Consider the following 18,250-nt stretch of genomic DNA (forward strand, 5'->3'; position numbering starts at 1 on the left):
TTTGCTCTTGGAAAGGTCAGAGACGGCAGGCGTTCTTGAGCCTGTTGACCGTGTCAATCTGGTTTTTGACGATATCCCTCATTGAGATCTCAAGCGCGAGCTTGACCTGCTTCTCCCAGGCGGCTCGCTCGTCGGCCAGGGTCTTCCAGCGCCCCTCGTTGGAGATGTTGAGCTCGTTGATCTTGGCGCCGGCGATGAAGGTCATGATCTTCAGCGCGTCGCTCGAGACCTTCCGGGCGCCTTCCACGAATATCTGGTTCTCCGTTGAGAACTCCTTCTCGGCCTGCTTCTGCATCATCTTGAGGCCACCCGGCAGGCCGCCGATGGTGGCGCGCTCGATCTTGCCGACCTCGGCGTTGTGGGCGCTGCGGTAGCCTGCAATCGCCTTGACCATGTCGCTGCACAGGGCGAGCAGCTTCTTGTCCTCGGCCTTGAGCTTCTTCAGCGACGTTTCGGTCACGCTGAGCACTGCATCCAGCTTCTTCACGAGGGTGATGTTCAGCAACTCGGCCCGCACCGCCTTGTCGGCCTCGGCCAGTGCGCGCAGGGCCTCGGAGATGCCGGTCTTCTTCTGGGTGAGCTTTTCCTTGATGCTGCGCAGCGGCAGGCCTTTGGTCTTCCAGTTGGCTTCTGTGAGCAGGGTGTCCATCGGATGATCCTTTCAGGGCCTAGGCCCGGTTTGCCGCTGATCAAGAAATCCGCCAGCGAAGCCTGGTTGTCTCGGCTGTATCAGCCCAGCAACTTCAGCAGCGCATCGAGATCCACGTCCGTCACCTCATCAGACGCCGCGACGACGTCCGATGCGACATCGCCGCCCCCGATGCGGGGGGGCAAAAAGCGCACCGGCGCCACGAGGGCGCCGGTGAACTGTCCAGTGCCATGAGCGGCACGTCGGGCATCAGGCCAGGCCGGCCGCCTCGAGGGACTTCATGATCACCTCGGCCTTGTGCTTGAGCTTTTCCTCGGCGGCAAGCTTGTTGAACGCCGCCAGCGCGGCCGGCTTGTCACCGAGGATCATGGCCTCCATGCCCTTGGCCAGCAGGACCGTGTTGGTGATGCCGAGCTTCTTGCCGGCCACCTGGGCGTTCTTCGCCGCCATCTTCTTGGCCTCAGGCGCATTCTTCATGTCGACCCAGACCTTGAAGGAGGCGTGCTTGATGATGTTCTGCTTCAGGTTCTGGTCGAACAGCTTGTTGACCTCGGCATCGACGTCCTTGATGGCCTTGGCCGCCTTGGTCTTGTCGGCCTTGGGCCCCGTGCAGCTTTCGGCCGCGGCTTCCTGGAGCTTCTTGGAGACGTTGACGTCGTTGGGCTTGATGTACTTCAGGTACAGATGCTCGGCGTCGCGCTTCTTGTCGTTCAGGTAATTGAACTGGTCCTTGCAAAGCCCGGACGCCAGCCCCTTGCTGACCGCGTTGAAGAGCTCGTTGTCTTTCTTGATGCCCGCGAAGCCCATCTTGACGACTTCATCGGCGTATTGCTCGACGGTTTTGAGTGGCATGGATTTCTCCTCATTGGTACGGTTTGAGAGCAATCCACGCCAGTTGGGCCAGCGTGGTCAGGGAACAGCTCGCCGCCGCAGATCGAGCATCAGGCGGCGTCCGTCCTTGGTGACAAAAGGTCTGCCAGGGTTCCGAGACCGAGTGAAATCCTGGCCGCTCCGCGCTCGTCGCGGCGCCGCTGAATCTCAGCAGAGGCCTGGCTCAGCCCAAGGCCTTCAACAGTTCGGCGAGATCGGGGTCCATGTCGGCGTCGTCGCTCGACGGTTCATCGGCGGGCGGCGTGTCGGCGGCGTCGCCGCTGTCACTGCCGCCGAGGCTGGCGAGCAGCGCGTCGAGGTCGTCGCTGTCCGAGCCGCTGAGGGGCGTGTCGTCGCTGCCGCCCAGGTCCGGCATGCCGTCCGCGTCGTCGTCGCCCGCCGGTGCGCGCCGCGCCGGTGCCGCGTCGGCATCGGCGAGCTTGGACCTCAGGCTCGTCTCGATGCCGGCGCGCGCTCCCGCCTTGGACGCCGCGCCTGCGGCCGCGACGCCGCCCAGCCCGGCCAGGCGCACGGCGGGCTCACCCTTGTGCGCGACCAGCGCGCCGATGCCCCACTGCGCCAGCGCCGCGACCGACGTCGCGGAGATGAAGCGTTCGGTGCAGGGCAGGGCGGTGCTGTCGCCATCGCTGTCGACGTAGTGGTGAAAGGGCAGATCGGTCACCGTCGGCGTGCCTCCCTGGCCGGCCAGGGCCGTCAGTGCCAAGAGGGCCGGGTGGCCCCACAGCATGCTGCCCAGGCCGTCGGCCATCGTGAACTCTTCGAAGGCGAAGGACGAGATCGGGTCGCTGCGCTTGCCATAGGGGTGGCGCAGCAGGAAGCGCGGGCCCAGCAGCACGAGGCGCTTGGCCTCGGGCAGCGCCTTCAGCGCCTGCAGGGCCTCGGCCACCAGCGGGTGGGGTGGCTTCTTGGGGTGGGTCAGGTCGTCCACTGCCATCGCGGTGAAGAAGCTCGCGCCCGCCGTGCTGGCGATCTTGGCCATGCGGCCCAGCAACTCGGTGTGAGGCGGCGTGGCCTCGAACTGGTAGAGGCCGGCGATATAGGTGTAGCCGCCGTCCTTGGACTGGCTGGGCTGGTCGACCAGCAGGYGGTACAGGCCGCTGTTGCTCAGGTCGTCATCGGCGCTCAGGTCGGCGGCGAATTCCTCGGCGCTGATGTCGATGAGGTGCACCTGCAGCATCGGTCCGGTCTCGAGCCGGCGCAGCAGGAAGTCCACGCCGCGCCACAGCGACTCGGTGGTCTGGAAGTCGGGCTGGTGCAGCACGGCCCGCATGCCGTCGGCTATTGCCGAGTCCAGCGTGTTCAGCAGGCCGGCCTTCTCCGGCTTGGCCGAGGGCACGACGAAGGGACCGATGACGTCGCGCAGCAGCGCATCGATGCCACCGCCCCCATGGCCCGAGTCGGCGGGAACACTCGTGCGGCCCGTCAGGCGGGCGAAGTCATCCAGCCTGGCGCCGGCGGCCGGTGCGGACCCGCGGGCGCGCACGCCACGCCCGGCGCGTGAGGCCTTCTTCTTCGTGCCGCTGAGCTTGGCGACCTCCGCCGCGGCCTTCTCGAACGTGGCCGTGTTGTTGAGGCGCTTGCGCAGATCGCCCAGCTTCTTGAACAGCTCCAGCTCGCGGAACAGCGTGTCGGGATGGAAGGACTCCAGATCGCCGAGGGCGATCTCGACCGGGGCGCCATGGGCCCCGACGGGCAGGCTCAGCGTGATGTCCTGCTGGCCCAGCCAGTCTTCCAGGGAGTCGAACTCGACGCTGCGTGGTTTGCGGCGCGCCAGGTCGTCGCCGCTGTCCAGGCGGCCGGCCGCGGCGCCCGCACCGAAGTCGCCCAGCAGTGCCACGCGCACCGGGCGCTTGGCCGCCCAGCTGGGCGGCGTGGTGTCGAGATCGCCGTAGTTCGGGGTCCAGTCGCTGTGGGGCATGGGGCTACTCAGTGAGGTCGAAAGAGGGCAGCGAACGCAGCGCCGCTGGGCAGGGCGGGCTGCACGCTGGGATCGGTGCTGTCGTGCAGCCACAGGGAGCAGCCTTGCAGGCCGTCCCACGCGGCCTGGCTGAGCAGCCCGGCCAACGCGGCGGGCACGGCGGCTTCGGCAGCGTGCAGAGCCGGCAGAGGCACGTTGGCGAGGGCCGCGTCCAGGGCCTCGGCGCTCCAGTCGTCTTGCAGGGCCTGGACGGCGATCTCTTCCAACTGCCCCGCCCACTGCCAGAGCGCCGCGACCTGGGCGCCGTCGACCGGTCGCGGCAGCGGCGCGCTGACGACGACGAGAGGGAAGTAGCGGCCTACGCGGTCCACCGACGGCACGAGCACGCCGACGCGCAGGCCTTCGCCCGAGCCCCCATTTGCGGATTCGGGCAAGCAACCCGGCAGCAGCGCGAAGCGCCAGGCCGGGCTGGCGAGGTAATCGTTCAGCCAGGTGTCGGGTGCATCCACGCGCAGCTGGTGCAGGCCGGCGGCCAGCCAACCGTCCCACTGCGCAATCCACTCGGGCGTCAGTCGCCGCGAAGCGAAGTCGCCTAGAGCAGGCAACTTGCCATACCAACCCGCGACCGCACTCACAGCGCCCCCGGGCAGCGGAACTGCTGCAGCTCGCGCAGCCGGAAGGGGTTGAAGACGCTGCTGGCCGTCACTTCCAGGCGGGCGCGGTGGCCATCCAGGTTGATGACGACGACGAAGCGCTCGGGCTGCTGGGGCGAACCCTGCACCTCGAAGCGGTCGAAGAGGCGGAACAGCGCCCAGGGGCCATCGAAGGTGATGGGTGTGCCACCGGGCTGGCCGCTGAGCTTGATCTGCGACGAGAGCCGCGCGCCCGGCCATTGCAGGCTGACCGCCTGGTTGCTGCCGGCGGTGAACTTGCTGACTTGGCCGTCGATGTCCAGCGTCAGCTCCTTCAGGCCGTCGTTGAGCTCCAGCACGCGCACGTCGACGCGGAAGGCCGGGGCCTTGCCGCCGCCGCGGAAGAAGACCTCGCGAATACGGGTGGCGCGCTGGAAGTCGGCCAGGGCGGCCGGCGAGACCGGCTTGCTGCCGTCGCCCGTGGGCCGGAAGCTCCAGGGGTTGGTGCCGACGTCCACCAGCGGGCTGAGCTTGCGCGTGAAGAAGTCGTCCATCATGCCGCCGGGGGCGAAGAACTGACCGAAGTCCTCGGGCAGCACGTCGACCTTGGAGCCTTGCGCCACCGGATAGCGGCCGGCGATGGCGCGCGAGCAGAACTCGCTGACGGGTTGCAGTTCGCCGGTCAGGCTCTGGCGCTCGACGAGCCGGCTCTGGTTGTCCGATGCCTCGGCCAACGCCTCCAGTGCGCCGCGCAGCGGCTCGGGCTGCTGGCCCGCCGCGGCCTTGAGCTTGCCGCCGCCACCCCCCGCGGGCGGCGGTGACTTGCTCTTCAAGGCTTCCTGCACGGCGCTGAGCTGCACATAGACCTCGTTGAACATCTTCATCACGTCGTCCAGCGGCGGCGGCGTGCCGGTCACCAGGCGGCGCAGCGCGGCGAAGTGGTCGTCGACGATCTTCTCCAGCGGGCCGTCGCGCGAGATGGACGTCGGCGCCTTGGCCTGGTTGCCGGCCAGGCGGGCCAGCTCGCCGCCCTTGGCGAAGACGGCATCGTCGGCGCGCTTGTTGAGTTCCTTGTTGATGCTGTTGTCGTTCGTGACCGGGTCGATCAGCGTTGTCTCCCTGGACGCGGCGCGCAGGAAGGCGGCCAGCGGCGAGTCCACCGCCGACACCAGGCGCGACACGGCGATGCCGCGGTCCAGGCCGTTGAGCTTCACGAGGCGCACGTCGGCGAGGTAGTTGTCCCAGACCTTGACGTATTCCTCCAGGTAGAGGCGGCGCACGCGCTCGACCAGCGTCTTGTCGGCCGCCTGGCGCTTGGCCGTCGCGGGGTTGGTGCCCAGCACCCATTCCTCTTCCTCGGCCAGCTGCTTGGCGGTCTTGTCCACCGAGGTCTGGAAGGCCTTCTTGTAGCCGTCCTTGGTGAACATGCCCGGGATGCCCTGGGTCAGCGGCAGGCCGCTGGCACGCACGAAGACGTTGGGGCTTTGCGGGCCGGCCGCGGCAGCCACCGTGAAGGGCGGCAGGTCGCCGTCGATCTGGGCGCGGCGCAGGCGGCTGAAGATGCGGTACTCGAGCGGGTAGGCACCCAGCATCTCGCGCACGCTGGCCACCAGCGTCTTGTCCATGGGCTGGGCCACCTCGAAGGCGCCGCGCGACAGCAGCGCGTCGAGGTGGTTCTTCAAGAGCGCCACCTTCTCGGCGCCGAGGCTGCCTTCGAGGTTGGCGTCCCAGTCCAGGCCCACCCAGGCCTGCAGGCCCGGCTTGTCCAGATGCTCGGGCGTGTAGAGCATCAGATAGGCCTTGAGCGACTCGTAAGCGAACTCGAGGTTGTCGCGGTTGGCGGTGCGCAGCCTCTCCTCCAGCCGCGCCGCGACGCGCGGCGCCAGGCCGCGTTGCAGCAGGCGGTGGTAGGAGACCTGGGCGCCGGCATCGAGCTTGTCACCCTGGAAGAGGCCGAAACCCAGCGACAGCGGCGGGTTGTCGAGCGCGAAGCCGGGCGGCTGGGCCGCGTCGCGGATGGCGGCCAGGGCTTCGGGCAGAGCGGAGGGGTCGCTGCCGCTGGTGGGCGGCAGGGCGGTGATGGTGTCCTTCAGCGCCGGCAGCTTGGCCTCGATGTCGGCGATGTAGCGCTGGTTGCCGAAGTAGCTGAAACCCCAGCCGACGAGCAGCGTCAGCGTGACGAGGCCCAGCGTGACCAGGCCGGCCAGGCGCAGGCGCGCACTGCGGCGCTCGACCTGGGCGTTCTGGCCCACCAGGCCTTGTTCGACGAAGACGACCTTGCGCAGCAGGTGGTTCAGGAAATAGCTGCGGCCCTTGGCGGCGGCCGGTGGCGTCAGGCGCCGCTCGACGCCGAAGGTGCGGGCCAGCGCGCCCAGCACGCGGTCGATGGGCGTGCCTTCCTGCGTGCCGCTGGTGAAGTAGACGCCGCGCAGGCGCGGGGATTCATCCAGCGCACCGCTGCCACCGAAGACGGTTTCCAGGTAGCCGCCGAGCAGGCCCTTGAGGCCGCCGAACTGCTGCGGGAAGGCGAAGATGGTGGCGCGCTTGAGCGTGTCGCTCTCGGCCTCCATGCGCTCGATGAGGCGCTCGCGCAGGCGCTTCTCCAGCGACGCGAACTCGCTGCCGACATTGGCGAGCGTGGCCTCGCCGGGCGCCATCGCCACCGGGAAGCTGAAGCCGAAGACCTGGTCTCTGTCCTCCTTGCCCATCGGGCCGAAGGTCTCGTTGAAGCCGGCCAGCAGGTCGCACTTGGTGACCATCACATAGACCGGTGCGCGCACGCCCAGGCGCTGCTGCAGCTCCTGCATGCGGCCGCGCATGCGCGAGGCCTGCTCCTTGCGCTGCTCGGGCGGCAGGGCCAGCAGGTCCTGCACGCTGATGGTCAGCAGCACGCCGTTGATGGGGCGGCGCGGGCGGGCCTTGCGCAGCAGGTCGAGGAAGGTGTTCCAGGCCGACGCGTCGGTCTCCTTGTCGGAGTCCTGCGTCGCGTAGCGGCCGGCGGTGTCGATGAGGACGGCCTCGTCGCTGAACCACCATTCGCAGTTGCGCGTGCCGCCGACGCCGCGCACGCTGGCCTGGCCGAGCTTCTCCGTCAGCGGGAAGTTCAGGCCGGCATTCAGCAGCGCCGTCGTCTTGCCCGAGCCCGGCGCGCCAACGAAGACATACCAGGGCAGGTCATAGAGCGAGTTGCCGCCGAACAGGCCCTTCTTGGTGCCCGGTGCCTTCTTCAGCAACGTCAGGGCCTGCGTGAAGCGCTCCTGCAGCACCGCCTCTTCCTTGGCAGAGGCCGAGGGGCCGCCGCCCATGCCCTTGACGAGGGCGGCATTGATGCGGCGCCGGCGCATCTGCGTCCAGACCAGGCGCAGGCCGCCCAGCAGCCAGACGACGGCCAGCGCGATCCAGCGCGCGAAGCTGGTGTCCAGCGGCCGGTGCTCGCCAAAGGCGATCAGCGGGCCGACCCACCAGACCAGGGCCGAGATGACGAGCAGGCCGAAGATCCCGAGGGTGATCGGGTGGAACAGGATGGACAGGAATTTCTTCATGATCAGCGGCCGTCCTGCACCATCAGCGTGACTTCGACTCGGCGGTTCTTGGCACGACCGGCGGGGGTGGCGTTGTCGGCCACGGCTTCCGCGTCGGCCTTGCCTTCGGCGCGCAATCGGCCGATCTCGACTCGCTCGGCCAGCAGGTTGCGGAAGGCCTCGGCGCGGGCCTGCGACAGATGCCAGTTGGACGGGAAGCGCAGCGAGCGGATGGGCTGGTTGTCGGTGTGGCCGGTGATCTGCACCTGGCCCTTCATGCGTTGCAGCGCCTCGCCAATGCGCAGCACCAGCGGCCGCAGTTCCGATGACACCTCGGCGCTGCCGGGGTTGAACAGGCCGTCGCCCTTGATGATGACGATGGAGCGGTCGGCCAGGTCATTGACCTGCACCAGGCCGGCCTTGACGTCGAGATCCAGCAGCCCGGCCAGGCGGGGCGCGGCGGGYGGCGGTGTTGGCGCGGCGACGGCAGCGGTCTTCACGTCGAAGCCGCGCAGCGATGCGAAGACGGCGTCCGAGGCGCCATTGATGCTGAAGCGCAGGCCGATGTAGACCAGCAGCAGCAGCAGGGCCATGGCAGCCCAGATCACCCACAGCGGCAGCTTCTGGCGCAGGCCGCCCTCGCCGGGTTCGGCGCCCTGCCAGCGCGGTGACAGCGCCGGGTCGGGGTTGCTGCCCTGGCGCAGCATCTGCGCCAGGCGCGCGCGCACGCCGTCGAGCTGGGCGCGGCCGTTATCGACGACGCGGTAGCGGCCCTCGAAGCCGAAGGCCAGGCAGACGTAGAGCAGCTCCAGCAGGTTGCGGTTGGCCGGCACGTTCTCGGCCAGCTTGGCCATCAGCGCGAAGACCTTCTCGCCACCCCAGGATTCGTTGTGGAACTGCACGAGCAGGCTCTGCGCCGCCCAGGCGCCCGAGCCGCCCCAGGGCGTGCTGGCGGCGGATTCATCGAGCAGGGTGCACAGGATGTAGCGGCCGGCGATGACCTGCTCGTTGGGCAGGCCCTCGGCACGGGCCTTGGCCTCGAAGGCGCGGATGCCTTCGGACAGGGCGTCCTTCAGCCCGGCGGGGTTGGGGTGCTGGGCGCTGTGGCGCACGCGGGGCGCAGCCGACAGCAGCGGCATGGCGGCCGCCACCAGCGGGTTCATGCTGGCCGAGGTGAGGGCTTCGAGGGCCATCGGCGCTTCCCGGCCGGCCGGGCCGGCGGGCATGCCGGCGGGCGCCTGGCCGCCCGGAGCGGCGGGCCGCGCCGGGGCCTGGGGTTGATGCAGGCCCGTGACCGGCCGGCCCGCGCTGGGCTTGATGACGGTGCGGTCCTGCCCGAAGGCGGCAAAGGGGTCGTCGTTGTTGGGATCGCTCATGGGGCGGGCCGATCAGAAGATGTCAGGCACGAATGGCCCAGAACTCCAGCTCAAGGCCGGGGAACTCGCCGGCGATGTGCATGGCCAGGCCGCCCGAGCTTTCGAGCTGCTTCCACAGCTCGTTGCCGCGGGTCTCCAGCTCGAAGTAGTTGTGGCCGGCGTGGTAGGGGATCTGGCGCGGCGCGACCGGCAGTGGCCGCAGCGTGACGCCGGGCAGCTGCAGGTTGACGAGGTCGCGGATGCGCTCGACCGGGCCGATCTTGACCTGGGTGGGGAAGCGGGCGCGCAGGGCGTCGCCGGGCAGTTGCGCCGACACCGCCAGCACGAAGGTGGCCGTGCGCTGCAGGCCGACGTCGGGGATGAGGGCGACGCGCACGCCGTAGGCACGGTCCTGCAGCTCGATGGGGATGGCGGTCTGCTCCATCACCATGGACAGCGACTGGCGCAGGTCGTCGATGACGGGCCTGAACGTGGCGGCCAGGTCGTCGTGCACATAGTCGGCATAGGCCGCGGGGCGGCGGCTGTCGCGGAAGGTGGCGAGGTCGCCGGCCACCGTCAGGCATTCGCTGTACAGCCGCTCCGGGTGCAGCACCGACACCGCGCGCAGGTGGCTGAACAGGGCCTGGCTGCGGTTGACGGCTTCCAGCAGCAGGAAATCGGAAATCTCGCCGACGCCACCACGGCCGGGGGCGGCCAGGCGGGCGGCCAGGGCCTCGCCGCGCTGGTTCAGCAGGCCGCAGAGTTCGCGCACATAGCCGTCCAGCACCGGGTGGGCCGGCGCATGCAGCAGGGGCGGTACATAGCTGGGGTCGAGCACGACGCGGTTGTCGGCGCGGCGCTCGACGACGCGGGCCACGCCCAGCGTCGCATAGCCCTCGCCGGCGTCGCGCTGCAGCATCAGGCGCAGGTTCAGGCGGCCGATCTGCAGGGCGGCGTCGCGGTCGAGCTGGGAATTGCTGTCGCCGACATTGACCTCGGCGGCCATGAAGCGCGGCCCCATGGCGCCGGCGGCACCTTCGGCGTCGGTCTCGACGACGCCGGGGCGTTGCAGGGTGACGGCCAGCACGACGATCTCGTTGCGGGCGTCGGCCGGGATGTCCAGGGCCGCGGGCGCGGCGTCACCCCCCGGGGCGGAAAAAGCCGTGCCGTCGGGCAGCAGGCCCTGGGCGGCGGCGAGGCCGACCTTGCCCAGGGGCAGGGAGGCATCGTCCAGGCTCAGGGCCGCGAAGCCCCAGGCATAGGCCACGGCCTGTTGCAGGCGCTGGCGCCACTGGTGCTCCCAGTGGCGGTCGTGCTGCTGGAAGTGCTGCGGCTGGAGGAACATGCCCTCCGTCCAGATCACTCGGTCACGCCAGGTCATGGATGGGATCGCCTCAAGGGAGCAAGAGAAAACAACGGTAAGCAGCCACGGCGGCCTGCGATCAGGCACTGAGTGACTGGCGGCGACGCTTGGTTCCCCGCTCCATCGGGAACCAATCGGCGCTGGCGGTCACACAATCTGCGGCTCAATCCCGCCAGCCGACCGAGTGCCCGTCATGAAGAAGTTTCGCCCCCTCTTGGTTCTTTCCTTGTGCGGTCTCACCCTGAGTGTGTCCGCGTTGGCCCAGACGCCCGAGATTCCGCCTCCAGCGGCATCGGCCGCCGAGGCCGTGGACCTTGGCAAGACCGTGCCCACGGCCGATGCCATCAACGAAGGCCTGTTCCCTGACGACAAGTGCAAGGAACTGGAGGCTTCGGGCTTCAAGTGCATGGGCTTCAAGCCCGCGATCAAGTATTCGCTGCCGGCGACCTCCTTCAAGGTCGGCTCGGCCGAGCTGCCCACCACGCTGAAGAAGCAGCTGGACGTCTTCGCCGACGTGCTCAAGACCAAGAAGAACAGCGAGCGCAAGGTGCGCGTCATCGGCCACGCCGATGCCTCCGGCACCCCGCAGGCCAACCAGGCCCTGTCCATCAAGCGCGCCGAGTCGGTGCGCAACTACCTCGTCGCCAAGGGGGCCGACCCGGCGCTGCTGGTCATCGAGGGTGTGGGCGCCAGCGAGCCCAAGAACCCGTCCAAGCCCAAGGCGGACGAAAACCGCCGCGTGGAGATCGGGCGCAAGTAAGCCGACTGCGAGCAAGCAGCAAAACCGCCCGAGGGCGGCTTTCGTGCTGGCTGGCTGGAAATCGCGTTTCGGGCCGAGCGCTGGGCCTGCCATGGGCCAGAGGCCCATGGCCTTCCGTAGGCACAAGCAGTCCGCAGGGACTGCTTGTGTCCGACTCCAGTTCACCGAGCCGGCCCGCTGTGGCGATGTGTATGCGGCTCGACGCCGCATGCATCGCCGTCCCCTCGGGGGACCGGTCGGGCGCGCCCGCGTCCAGCGCGGCGAGACCGGACGAGGGGCTAAACCCCGCCGAGCACCTTGCCGATCTCGACGAAGTGCTTGAGCATCTTCTGCGCTTCCAGCACCGACTTGCTGTATTCCAGCAGGAACTGGGTCACGACCTTCTTCTCGTCGGCGCCGCCCTTGACCTTGGCCTCCAGCTTGGCTGACGCGGCCTTGTTGGTCTCATTGCCGATGTCCGACAGATGGGGCAGCGTGAAGTAGTCCGACATGGCGCTGCCCGCATAGAACTTGGCGGCCAGCTTGGGGAACTGGGCCTTCACGAACTGGTCCCAGGTCTTGAAGCTGGTCGTCAGCATGCGGTGCGGGCCGTCGGCGCCGAAGACCTTGTTCACATTGGCCACCGTCGGATTGGCCTCGGCCGTCTTGACCATATTGATGATCTTGACCGCGAGGTCGGCCGCCGCCTTGGCCGTGGCCATCGTCGCGACGTATTCCTTGGTCTTGTGCAGGCGCTCGCGGAAGTCCTTGTCCAGCGCCTTGCTGACGTCGTCAGGGAATGCCGCGAGGGCGACCTTGAAGGCGGTGATGGCGTCCAGGATGCCCTTGACGTAGGTGGTGGCCGATTTCGGGACCGTCTTGCTCTTGGCGAAGTCGCTGTGCGCTGCGGTGGCGATGATCTTCAGCGCGCCGAGCTTGTTGTTGACGGCCGCCTCGGCCTTGGTCAGGCCGCTGAGCAGGCCCTTCTTGTATTCGGCGAAGTCCACCGGGTCGAACACGCCGTCGTGCGGCTTGATGGCGGAATAGCCACCGCGCTTGAACTCCAGCTCCACCGCCGCCAGCGCGGCGCCGACGTCGGTCTTGCCGACGAAGAGCTTGGCCAGTACGCCCTTGTTGCGGTCCCACAGGGCCTTGGTGAGTTCGGGCGGGTAGGGCATGGACAGGTCGGCCATTCAAAGTCTCCTCAACGATGGGTGGAATTGGACCGACGCTGAGTGACCGACATTGCGGGGCGGTTCCCGACGCCTGCGCTCAGGGCACCATCTCGGTCACCTGCCCCGGCGACACGATGCTGACGACGCCGGCATAGGCGCACATCAGCTTGGAGGTGTTGTTCAGCACCGGCATATTGGCCAGCATGACCGTCGGCGCGCCCGGCACCCAGGGCGCGGGGAAGACCGGCACGCAGGGCATGGGCGTCAGCGTGAACACGCCCTGGGCCGCGGCCGTGGCGGCGGYGGTGGCGGAGGCGACCGCCGGGTTGGCCATGCTCTTGCACGGGCCGAAGGGCTGGATGTTCACCATGGGCTTGTTGTCCATGATGTTGGCCGCCGGCTGGCTGCTGGTCTGCATCTTGTTCAGCGGCAGCACTTCCAGCGCGCTGGGCTTGGAGCCGAAGGTGCACATCAGCTGCGCACCCTTGCAGACATGTTGAGGCATGACGCTTCTCCTCAATCAGCCCCGAGCCAGAGGGCCAGGGCGGTGTAGTTGTCGTGGTTGGGCTTGTCGGCCGCGGCCAGGCGCACGCGTTGGGCGAGGTCGTTCAGCCAGGCCTGAGGGTCCGGCGCGAAGGACAGGGCCGAGGCGATTTCCTCGTCGGTCATCCATTCCCAAAGGCCGTCGGTGCACATCATCAGCGCCTCGCGGCCGACCAGCGGCCAGGGCTGGGGCGACACGCTGATGTGCAGGTCTTCGCCCTGGGTGCCGAGGGCCGAATAGAGCTCGCTGCGCTTGGGATGGACGCGGGCGCCGGCCTCGTCGAGCAGGCCACCGTCGATGAGGGACTGCACCAGGCTGTGGTCGCGCGTGCGCTGGGCCAGGCGGCCGTCGCGAAAGGCGTAGAAGCGCGAATCGCCGCAGTGCCCCCACAGCGCATTGCGCTCCTGCAGGTCGATGGACAGCACGACCACCGTGGAATGCATATTGCGCAGCTGCGGGTTGGCGGTGCGCTGGGCGAGCAGCTCGCGGTTGGTGTCGATGAGCAGGGCTTCCAGCGCCTGCGGGTGGTGGGCCGGCAGGCCGGCATAGCCCTGCAGCACATGGCTGACGGCGAGCTTGGACGCGATGTCGCCGCCGCCATGGCCACCGGCGCCATCGGCCAGCACGCAGCAGAGGTAGCGCTCGGAATGCCAATGGCCGCAGGCGTCCTCGTTGTAGTCGCGGCCGCCCTGTTCGGACATCAATGCGAGCTCGATCTGCACGAGTGCCCTCTCTATCGTGATTCGTTTTGAAGCGCGTCGAGCTGCGCTTCGTAGGCGCGCAGGAACTCGCGCCCGAAGACCTGGTGGAAGTCGTCCGACAGTTCGCCGGCGATCTGCTGGTACTCCTGCTGGAACACCGACCAGAGCTGGGCCTTGCGCGCCGCTGGCAGCAGGCTGGACAGCACCGACTTCTGCGTCAGCCGCGACTCCAGCGAGGCCGGGTCGAAGCGTTGCAGCAGGCCTTCGAGGGCCGCGCGCATGCCGGCCAGGAAGGCGAGCTGGTGGGCGCGCAGGTCGTCGAAGGCATCGCGCATGGCCTGCTGCGGCGGGATGAAGCCGCGCACCGACGGGCCCAGCAGATGGCCCAGGGCGACCTCGGCCGTCGGCGAGAACTTCAGCGGGTTGTTTTCCTTGGCGACGATCATGGTCGACTCGGCACGCACCTCGCGCTTCAGTGCGGCGCGGGCGACCAGCAGGTCCACCGTGCCGCGGGCCGACTCGTGCACGAGCTGGCCCAGCAGGCGCATGAACTCCGGCGTCAGGCCGCTGGCCGGTAGGGTCGGAATGCCCAGGCCCTCGCGGAAGGCGGCCAGCAGGGCGGCCTGGTCGGCCGGCACGGCGGGAGCAGCGCTGGCGACCGGTGCCGCCGGCGCATGCGACGCCACCGGGGGCGGTGGCGGCGGCATCAGCGGTGCCGGCGTAGCCGCGATCGTGGTCATCGGCGGCGCGATGGTGACCTGCTCCGGCGCCTCGGCCTTCTTGCCGGCACGGATGATGGTGCGGCCTTCGCCGGCGCTGTCGTTCCAGGACACGACGGCCCCTGACAGCGTGCCGGAGGGGTCGAGGGCGTTCAGGGCCGCCATGGAAGCGGCAGGCGGGCGGGGGCGCTGCCCTGTCGTCGTCGCGGATGAGGAAGAAGGGGCCGGCGCATTCGGCGGAATGAAGGGCCGGTTCAGCTCCGAGGACGTGTCCGGCAAGGCCTGGCCCGCTGCCGCGGGCAGCATGCCCAGGGCCTTCAAGGGGTCGGCATGGCCGGCCATATTGGGCTGGGCCACGGCCTCGCCGAGCAGGGACTGGGCCAGCGGGTTGTTGCTGGCGGGCGTCGGGGCGCCGAGGCCGAAGAGGGCGTCCAGCGAATCGCCGGCCGCGCCGCCGCGGCCACCACTGGCGGGCAGGTCGGGAATCAGCGGTGTCGGCGCGCCCGCGCCCAGGTCCAGGCCGAGGGCGCGTGCACCGGCTGAAGATGGGGCGGCCTGGGCCTGCCTGGCCGGTGGCGCGGCGGCGAACGGGTCCCAATCGGCGGGAATGCCGCCCATGGCTGCGGGCGCCGCGGGCGGCGGTGGCGCGAAGGCCGGTGCCGGCCGGGCCTGCGGGACGGGCTGCTTTGGCACCGTGCCGCCGAACAGGCCCAGCGGGTCGGCGGCCCCCGCGTCGCGGCGGACGCCGGGCTGGGTCGCCGCAGCCGCCGGCGCCATGCCGAAGAAGTCGGCGAAGGGGTCGGCCGCGGCGCCCGTAGCGCTGCCGGCCTCGACGATCAGCACATAGCCGCCGATCTGGATGTGGTCGCCCGGCTTGATGGCGGCTTCGCGGCCCTTGCCGAGCTGAATGCCGTTGACGCTGATGGCGTTGCTGCCCTGGTCGACGATGCCGTAGCCGCTGCTGGCGCGGTAGAGCACACGGGCATGCACGCGCGAGATGGTGCGCTCGGGGTCGGGCAGCACCAGCTGGTTGGTGTCCGCGCGGCCGATGTCGCCGCCGAGTTCGTCGAACTGGGCGGACAGCGGCTGGCTCACGGGCAGGCCGTTGAAGGTGGTGACGTTGAGGCGAATCATGGTGACTGATTCTCAGGGCGCCATGCCCGGGCCGCGACCCCTGCAAAACGGGTGTTGGCCGAGAGCGTGAGGAAGGCGCGTTGGGCGCCGGTCATCTGAGGACATAGACCTTGCCCTCGATCAAGGTCAGCCGCAAGGGCCAGGCGATGTTGCCAAGCGTCACATCGTCGTTCTGGCTGCCCAGGACCGGGGCACCCATGGGGTTCAGGCATTCCAGCAGCCGGCCGCCGGCCACCAGGCGCGGCAGCAGCGTCTCGACGGTGGGCGGCTGCAGCGTTTCCAGCGCGCCGGCCTTCCAGAGCGCCTGCACCTGCTCGCGCAAGGCGGCTGCGCCATGGCCGGCGGGGCGCTGGTAGGCCTGGTCCACCTCCTCCAGCTTGAGCCGGCAGGCGGCGAGGAAGCTGTCGGGGTTGCCGCGCGACAGGTCGAAGGCGATGCGCTGCAAGGTGGCGAGCACGGTCTGGCGGTCCTGGGGGCTGGGGTTGAGGACGGGAGCGTCCAGCCAGCGCCAGCGCGGGAAGGCGACGGGCAGCTCCAGGTCCTGGTGCTGCAAAGTGGGCGCCTCGAAGCTGGCGCCTTCCTCGACCGCCCAGTTCACCTCGGCGAGCACGCGCACGGCTTCGTCGGCCAGGCTCTTGCCCTGGCGCAGCAGCACGAGTCGGGCCCGCGCATGCGCCGCCCGCGAGGCCAGGCGCGGCTGGGCCGGCGCGTTCGGCGCGGCGACGGCCAGCGCGACCGGTGGGGGCGCGACGGCGAGGCTGATGCGGTTGCTGCCGTTCTGCAGGTATTCGTGCACGGTGACCGACTGGCTGCCGGCACCGGCCGGCAGGCTCAGCACGGGCACGCCATTGACCAGCGCCTCGACGGGTTCGCCGCTGGTCTGCACATGCAGGCACATCAGGCGGTCCATCAACGCGTCCTCCGTATTGCGGGCCGAGCGCCGGGCCGTTCCCTAGCCGGCCCGCCTGTGGCGATGTGCTTGCCGGTCGACCCGGCAAGCATCGCCGTCCCCGCGGGGGCTGAGGCCGGACACGGTGCGCCCAGTGGGCGCGGCGTGCCTGCCGAAGAGCTGCGGCCCAAGCCGCAGCGCGGTCTGCAAGACCGGCCAAGTATTTCTTGGACGAGGGGCCTCATGTCAGCCGGCACTCCAGTCGACGAGGGTCAGGGCGGGGATCAGCTCGCGGCGCTGGCGCTGCGTGCCGCCCTGGGGGTTGTTGCGCAACAGCATGACGTTCACGGGTTCGATCGCGAGGCGGTAGAACCATTGATGGCCGCGGCCATCGGGCCGCGCGCGCAGGCCGCATTCGCCGACCACGGCGCCGCGCAGCGATTCGTCCAGCGCACCGGCCGACAGCAGGGCCGGGTCGCCGGTGGCGATCGCGTCGACGCTCAGCGCGAAAGGGTGGCGCCACACGCATCTGGCGTCTGCCAGGCCTTGGCCCTCCGCCGCCTCGCCGCCGCGCTGGTCCAGCGCCATGCGCCATTCGGTCTGGCCCTGGGCGCGCAGGTCGACGCGGGCGCGGCTGCCGGCCCACTCGATGTCACCGGCGAGGCGCAGGTCGAGCATCAGCGCGGCGAAGTTGATCGTGCCTTGCGTGCGCATGACGATGGGGCCGCCTTCGCTGTCTTCGGCGTGCTGCCAGCCCCAGGTCAGGGCGGCCTTGCCGACCAGGGGGGCGGCTTCACCTTCCAGTTTCCCGGTGGTGTCGGCCATCTGGCGGGCCCAGGCATTGAACAGCTTCTCCAGCCCCGAGCGCGTCTGTGGCTGCAGGGCCTTCCAGCCGCTGAGCCAGACGGGCGTCGGCTGCTCCTCGCCGTCGAGTTCCAGCCGGCAGACGGTCTTGGAGGGCGGCGCCAGCGTCAGCTCGGCATCGGGCCAGGACTGGGCCGCCAGGGCGCCATGGCGGATCTGCAAAAGGCGCTGGGTGGCGGCATGCACCTGCAGGCCGATGTCCAGGCTGCCCAGCGGCGCGCCCGCGTCGCGGATGCCGCAACTGCCCAGGGCCACGTGCTGCACATCCGGCGGCTCGCCGTGGGCGATACCGGCCGGTCCGAGCTTGGGGTCGGGCGGCGGCGTCGCGGGGGCGTGCAGCGTGAGGCTCAGCTTGGCGGTGTCCGGCCCATGCCATTGCAGCCGGCCGGCCGCACTGTGATGCACGACCTCAGGATGCCGCTTGGCACCGCAGGACGCTAGTTGCTGCACGACGAGCTGCAGCCGGGCGCTGGCGCCGGCGCCCACGGCGCGGCTCAGTACCGGCAGCAGCAGCGGCTCCCGCGGTGGCGCGGTCAGCGTCTGCGGCTTGGGCACCCAGGGCGGCAGGTCGACGCGCTCCCAGCGCTCTTCCACGGCGCTGTAGGCCTGCAGCGGCTTGGGCTCCAGCACGGCGAAGCTGACGCTGCCGAGGTCGCAGGCCTGGGGAATCGGTGGCAGCGGCAGGTCGAGATAGATGGAGCGCCCCAGCAGCACGGTGCCCAAGCCGGCTTCGACCGCGGCGACGGCCTGGTCGAAGGCCGCGGGCGAGAGGGCTTGCGTGGCCGTACCGGCCTTGGCGTGGCGCCGCACCAGTTCCGCGCGCGAGCGCTGGCTGAGCTGGTGCAGCACGAGGGTGGGGCCCAGCGCCGTGTCGGCGCAGATGGCCGCAGCCCATTCGAAGCCGGCCTTGGTCTCGAAGCCCGCGCCCCACAGGCAGCACAGGCTGGCATAGCGCGCCTGCTCGGCGGCCTGCTTCAGGCCGAGTTGCACGGCGCGCTGCAGGGCGGTCTCCACGAAAGCGGGCCAGCGGTCCTGCAGGCGCTCGGCCACGGCCGGCCAGGCCTGGCCCAGCACCTTGTTGAGCGAGGCCGCGTCGCGCGTCGCCTGCAGGCGATCGACCAACTCCAGCTGCGGTGCGGTGAGGTTCAGCATGAGG

At 69.7% G+C, this 18,250-nt stretch carries 14 protein-coding genes; 1 reads left to right on the forward strand and 13 read right to left on the reverse strand.

What is annotated here, in order from left to right:
- Positions 1 to 16 precede the first annotated feature (16 nt).
- From AC1D2H_RS26675 to tssK, 7 genes are all read right to left on the reverse strand, one after another.
- Positions 17 to 649: a hypothetical protein gene (locus AC1D2H_RS26675; RefSeq protein ID WP_478012964.1), complete on the reverse strand. Its 633-nt coding sequence runs from the start codon at positions 647 to 649 to the stop codon at positions 17 to 19.
- 249 nt (positions 650 to 898) lie between these two features.
- Positions 899 to 1,501 carry a hypothetical protein gene (locus AC1D2H_RS26680; RefSeq protein ID WP_478012965.1) on the reverse strand — a complete coding sequence of 201 codons (603 nt, stop codon included), beginning with the start codon at positions 1,499 to 1,501 and terminating at the stop codon, positions 899 to 901.
- A gap of 202 nt (positions 1,502 to 1,703) precedes the next feature.
- Positions 1,704 to 3,458, reverse strand: a complete 1,755-nt coding sequence (locus AC1D2H_RS26685; RefSeq protein WP_478012966.1) for a type VI secretion system contractile sheath domain-containing protein — start codon at positions 3,456 to 3,458, stop codon at positions 1,704 to 1,706.
- Positions 3,459 to 3,466: 8 nt separating this feature from the next.
- Positions 3,467 to 4,093, reverse strand: coding sequence for a type VI secretion system-associated protein TagF (gene tagF / locus AC1D2H_RS26690; protein ID WP_477936103.1), 627 nt, complete (start codon positions 4,091 to 4,093; stop codon positions 3,467 to 3,469).
- Complete coding sequence (gene tssM, locus AC1D2H_RS26695; RefSeq protein WP_478012967.1) at positions 4,090 to 7,632, reverse strand: type VI secretion system membrane subunit TssM; 3,543 nt, start codon at positions 7,630 to 7,632, stop codon at positions 4,090 to 4,092. Before tssM ends, tagF begins: the two co-directional genes overlap by 4 nt.
- A 2-nt stretch (positions 7,633 to 7,634) precedes the next feature.
- Complete coding sequence (locus AC1D2H_RS26700) at positions 7,635 to 8,987, reverse strand: DotU family type VI secretion system protein (RefSeq protein WP_478012968.1); 1,353 nt, start codon at positions 8,985 to 8,987, stop codon at positions 7,635 to 7,637.
- A 22-nt stretch (positions 8,988 to 9,009) separates the two neighbouring features.
- A complete protein-coding gene (gene tssK, locus AC1D2H_RS26705; protein WP_477936109.1) occupies positions 9,010 to 10,347 on the reverse strand; it encodes a type VI secretion system baseplate subunit TssK in 1,338 nt (445 codons plus the stop codon).
- Between the two features lie 175 nt (positions 10,348 to 10,522).
- Here tssK and AC1D2H_RS26710 point away from each other — a divergent pair, with 175 nt between their 5' ends.
- Positions 10,523 to 11,089: an OmpA family protein gene (locus AC1D2H_RS26710; RefSeq protein ID WP_478012969.1), complete on the forward strand. Its 567-nt coding sequence runs from the start codon at positions 10,523 to 10,525 to the stop codon at positions 11,087 to 11,089.
- A gap of 278 nt (positions 11,090 to 11,367) precedes the next feature.
- On the opposite strand, the gene AC1D2H_RS26715 is transcribed toward AC1D2H_RS26710, so the two are convergent.
- The 6 genes from AC1D2H_RS26715 to AC1D2H_RS26740 form a co-directional block, all read right to left on the reverse strand.
- Positions 11,368 to 12,261: a hypothetical protein gene (locus AC1D2H_RS26715; RefSeq protein WP_477936113.1), complete on the reverse strand. Its 894-nt coding sequence runs from the start codon at positions 12,259 to 12,261 to the stop codon at positions 11,368 to 11,370.
- A gap of 79 nt (positions 12,262 to 12,340) precedes the next feature.
- Entirely contained in the window at positions 12,341 to 12,748 is a 408-nt protein-coding gene (locus AC1D2H_RS26720) for a DUF4280 domain-containing protein (RefSeq protein WP_478012970.1), read from the reverse strand.
- Between the two features lie 11 nt (positions 12,749 to 12,759).
- A complete protein-coding gene (locus AC1D2H_RS26725) occupies positions 12,760 to 13,509 on the reverse strand; it encodes a PP2C family protein-serine/threonine phosphatase (protein WP_478012971.1) in 750 nt (249 codons plus the stop codon).
- Between the two features lie 11 nt (positions 13,510 to 13,520).
- Positions 13,521 to 15,341, reverse strand: coding sequence for a type VI secretion system-associated FHA domain protein TagH (tagH, locus tag AC1D2H_RS26730; protein WP_478012972.1), 1,821 nt, complete (start codon positions 15,339 to 15,341; stop codon positions 13,521 to 13,523).
- A 91-nt stretch (positions 15,342 to 15,432) separates the two neighbouring features.
- Positions 15,433 to 16,251, reverse strand: coding sequence for a hypothetical protein (locus AC1D2H_RS26735; RefSeq protein ID WP_477937940.1), 819 nt, complete (start codon positions 16,249 to 16,251; stop codon positions 15,433 to 15,435).
- 225 nt (positions 16,252 to 16,476) lie between these two features.
- Positions 16,477 to 18,246 (reverse strand): hypothetical protein, encoded by a 1,770-nt coding sequence (locus AC1D2H_RS26740; protein WP_478012973.1) that lies wholly within the window; start codon positions 18,244 to 18,246, stop codon positions 16,477 to 16,479.
- Positions 18,247 to 18,250: the final 4 nt, after the last annotated feature.

The sequence above is a fragment of the Roseateles sp. P1_C1_2 genome (assembly GCF_056406535.1).

Excerpts from the sequence above, each read along its gene's own strand:
- AC1D2H_RS26675 (WP_478012964.1), bottom strand. The coding sequence starts at position 649 with ATGGACACCCTGCTCACAGAAGCCAACTGGAAGACCAAAGGCCTGCCG.
- AC1D2H_RS26740 (WP_478012973.1), bottom strand. The coding sequence starts at position 18,246 with ATGCTGAACCTCACCGCACCGCAGCTGGAGTTGGTCGATCGCCTGCAG.
- AC1D2H_RS26710 (WP_478012969.1), top strand. The coding sequence starts at position 10,523 with ATGAAGAAGTTTCGCCCCCTCTTGGTTCTTTCCTTGTGCGGTCTCACC.
- tagH (WP_478012972.1), bottom strand. The coding sequence starts at position 15,341 with ATGATTCGCCTCAACGTCACCACCTTCAACGGCCTGCCCGTGAGCCAG.
- AC1D2H_RS26715 (WP_477936113.1), bottom strand. The coding sequence starts at position 12,261 with ATGGCCGACCTGTCCATGCCCTACCCGCCCGAACTCACCAAGGCCCTG.
- AC1D2H_RS26735 (WP_477937940.1), bottom strand. The coding sequence starts at position 16,251 with ATGGACCGCCTGATGTGCCTGCATGTGCAGACCAGCGGCGAACCCGTC.
- tssK (WP_477936109.1), bottom strand. The coding sequence starts at position 10,347 with ATGACCTGGCGTGACCGAGTGATCTGGACGGAGGGCATGTTCCTCCAG.
- tssM (WP_478012967.1), bottom strand. The coding sequence starts at position 7,632 with ATGAAGAAATTCCTGTCCATCCTGTTCCACCCGATCACCCTCGGGATC.
- AC1D2H_RS26680 (WP_478012965.1), bottom strand. The coding sequence starts at position 1,501 with ATGCCACTCAAAACCGTCGAGCAATACGCCGATGAAGTCGTCAAGATG.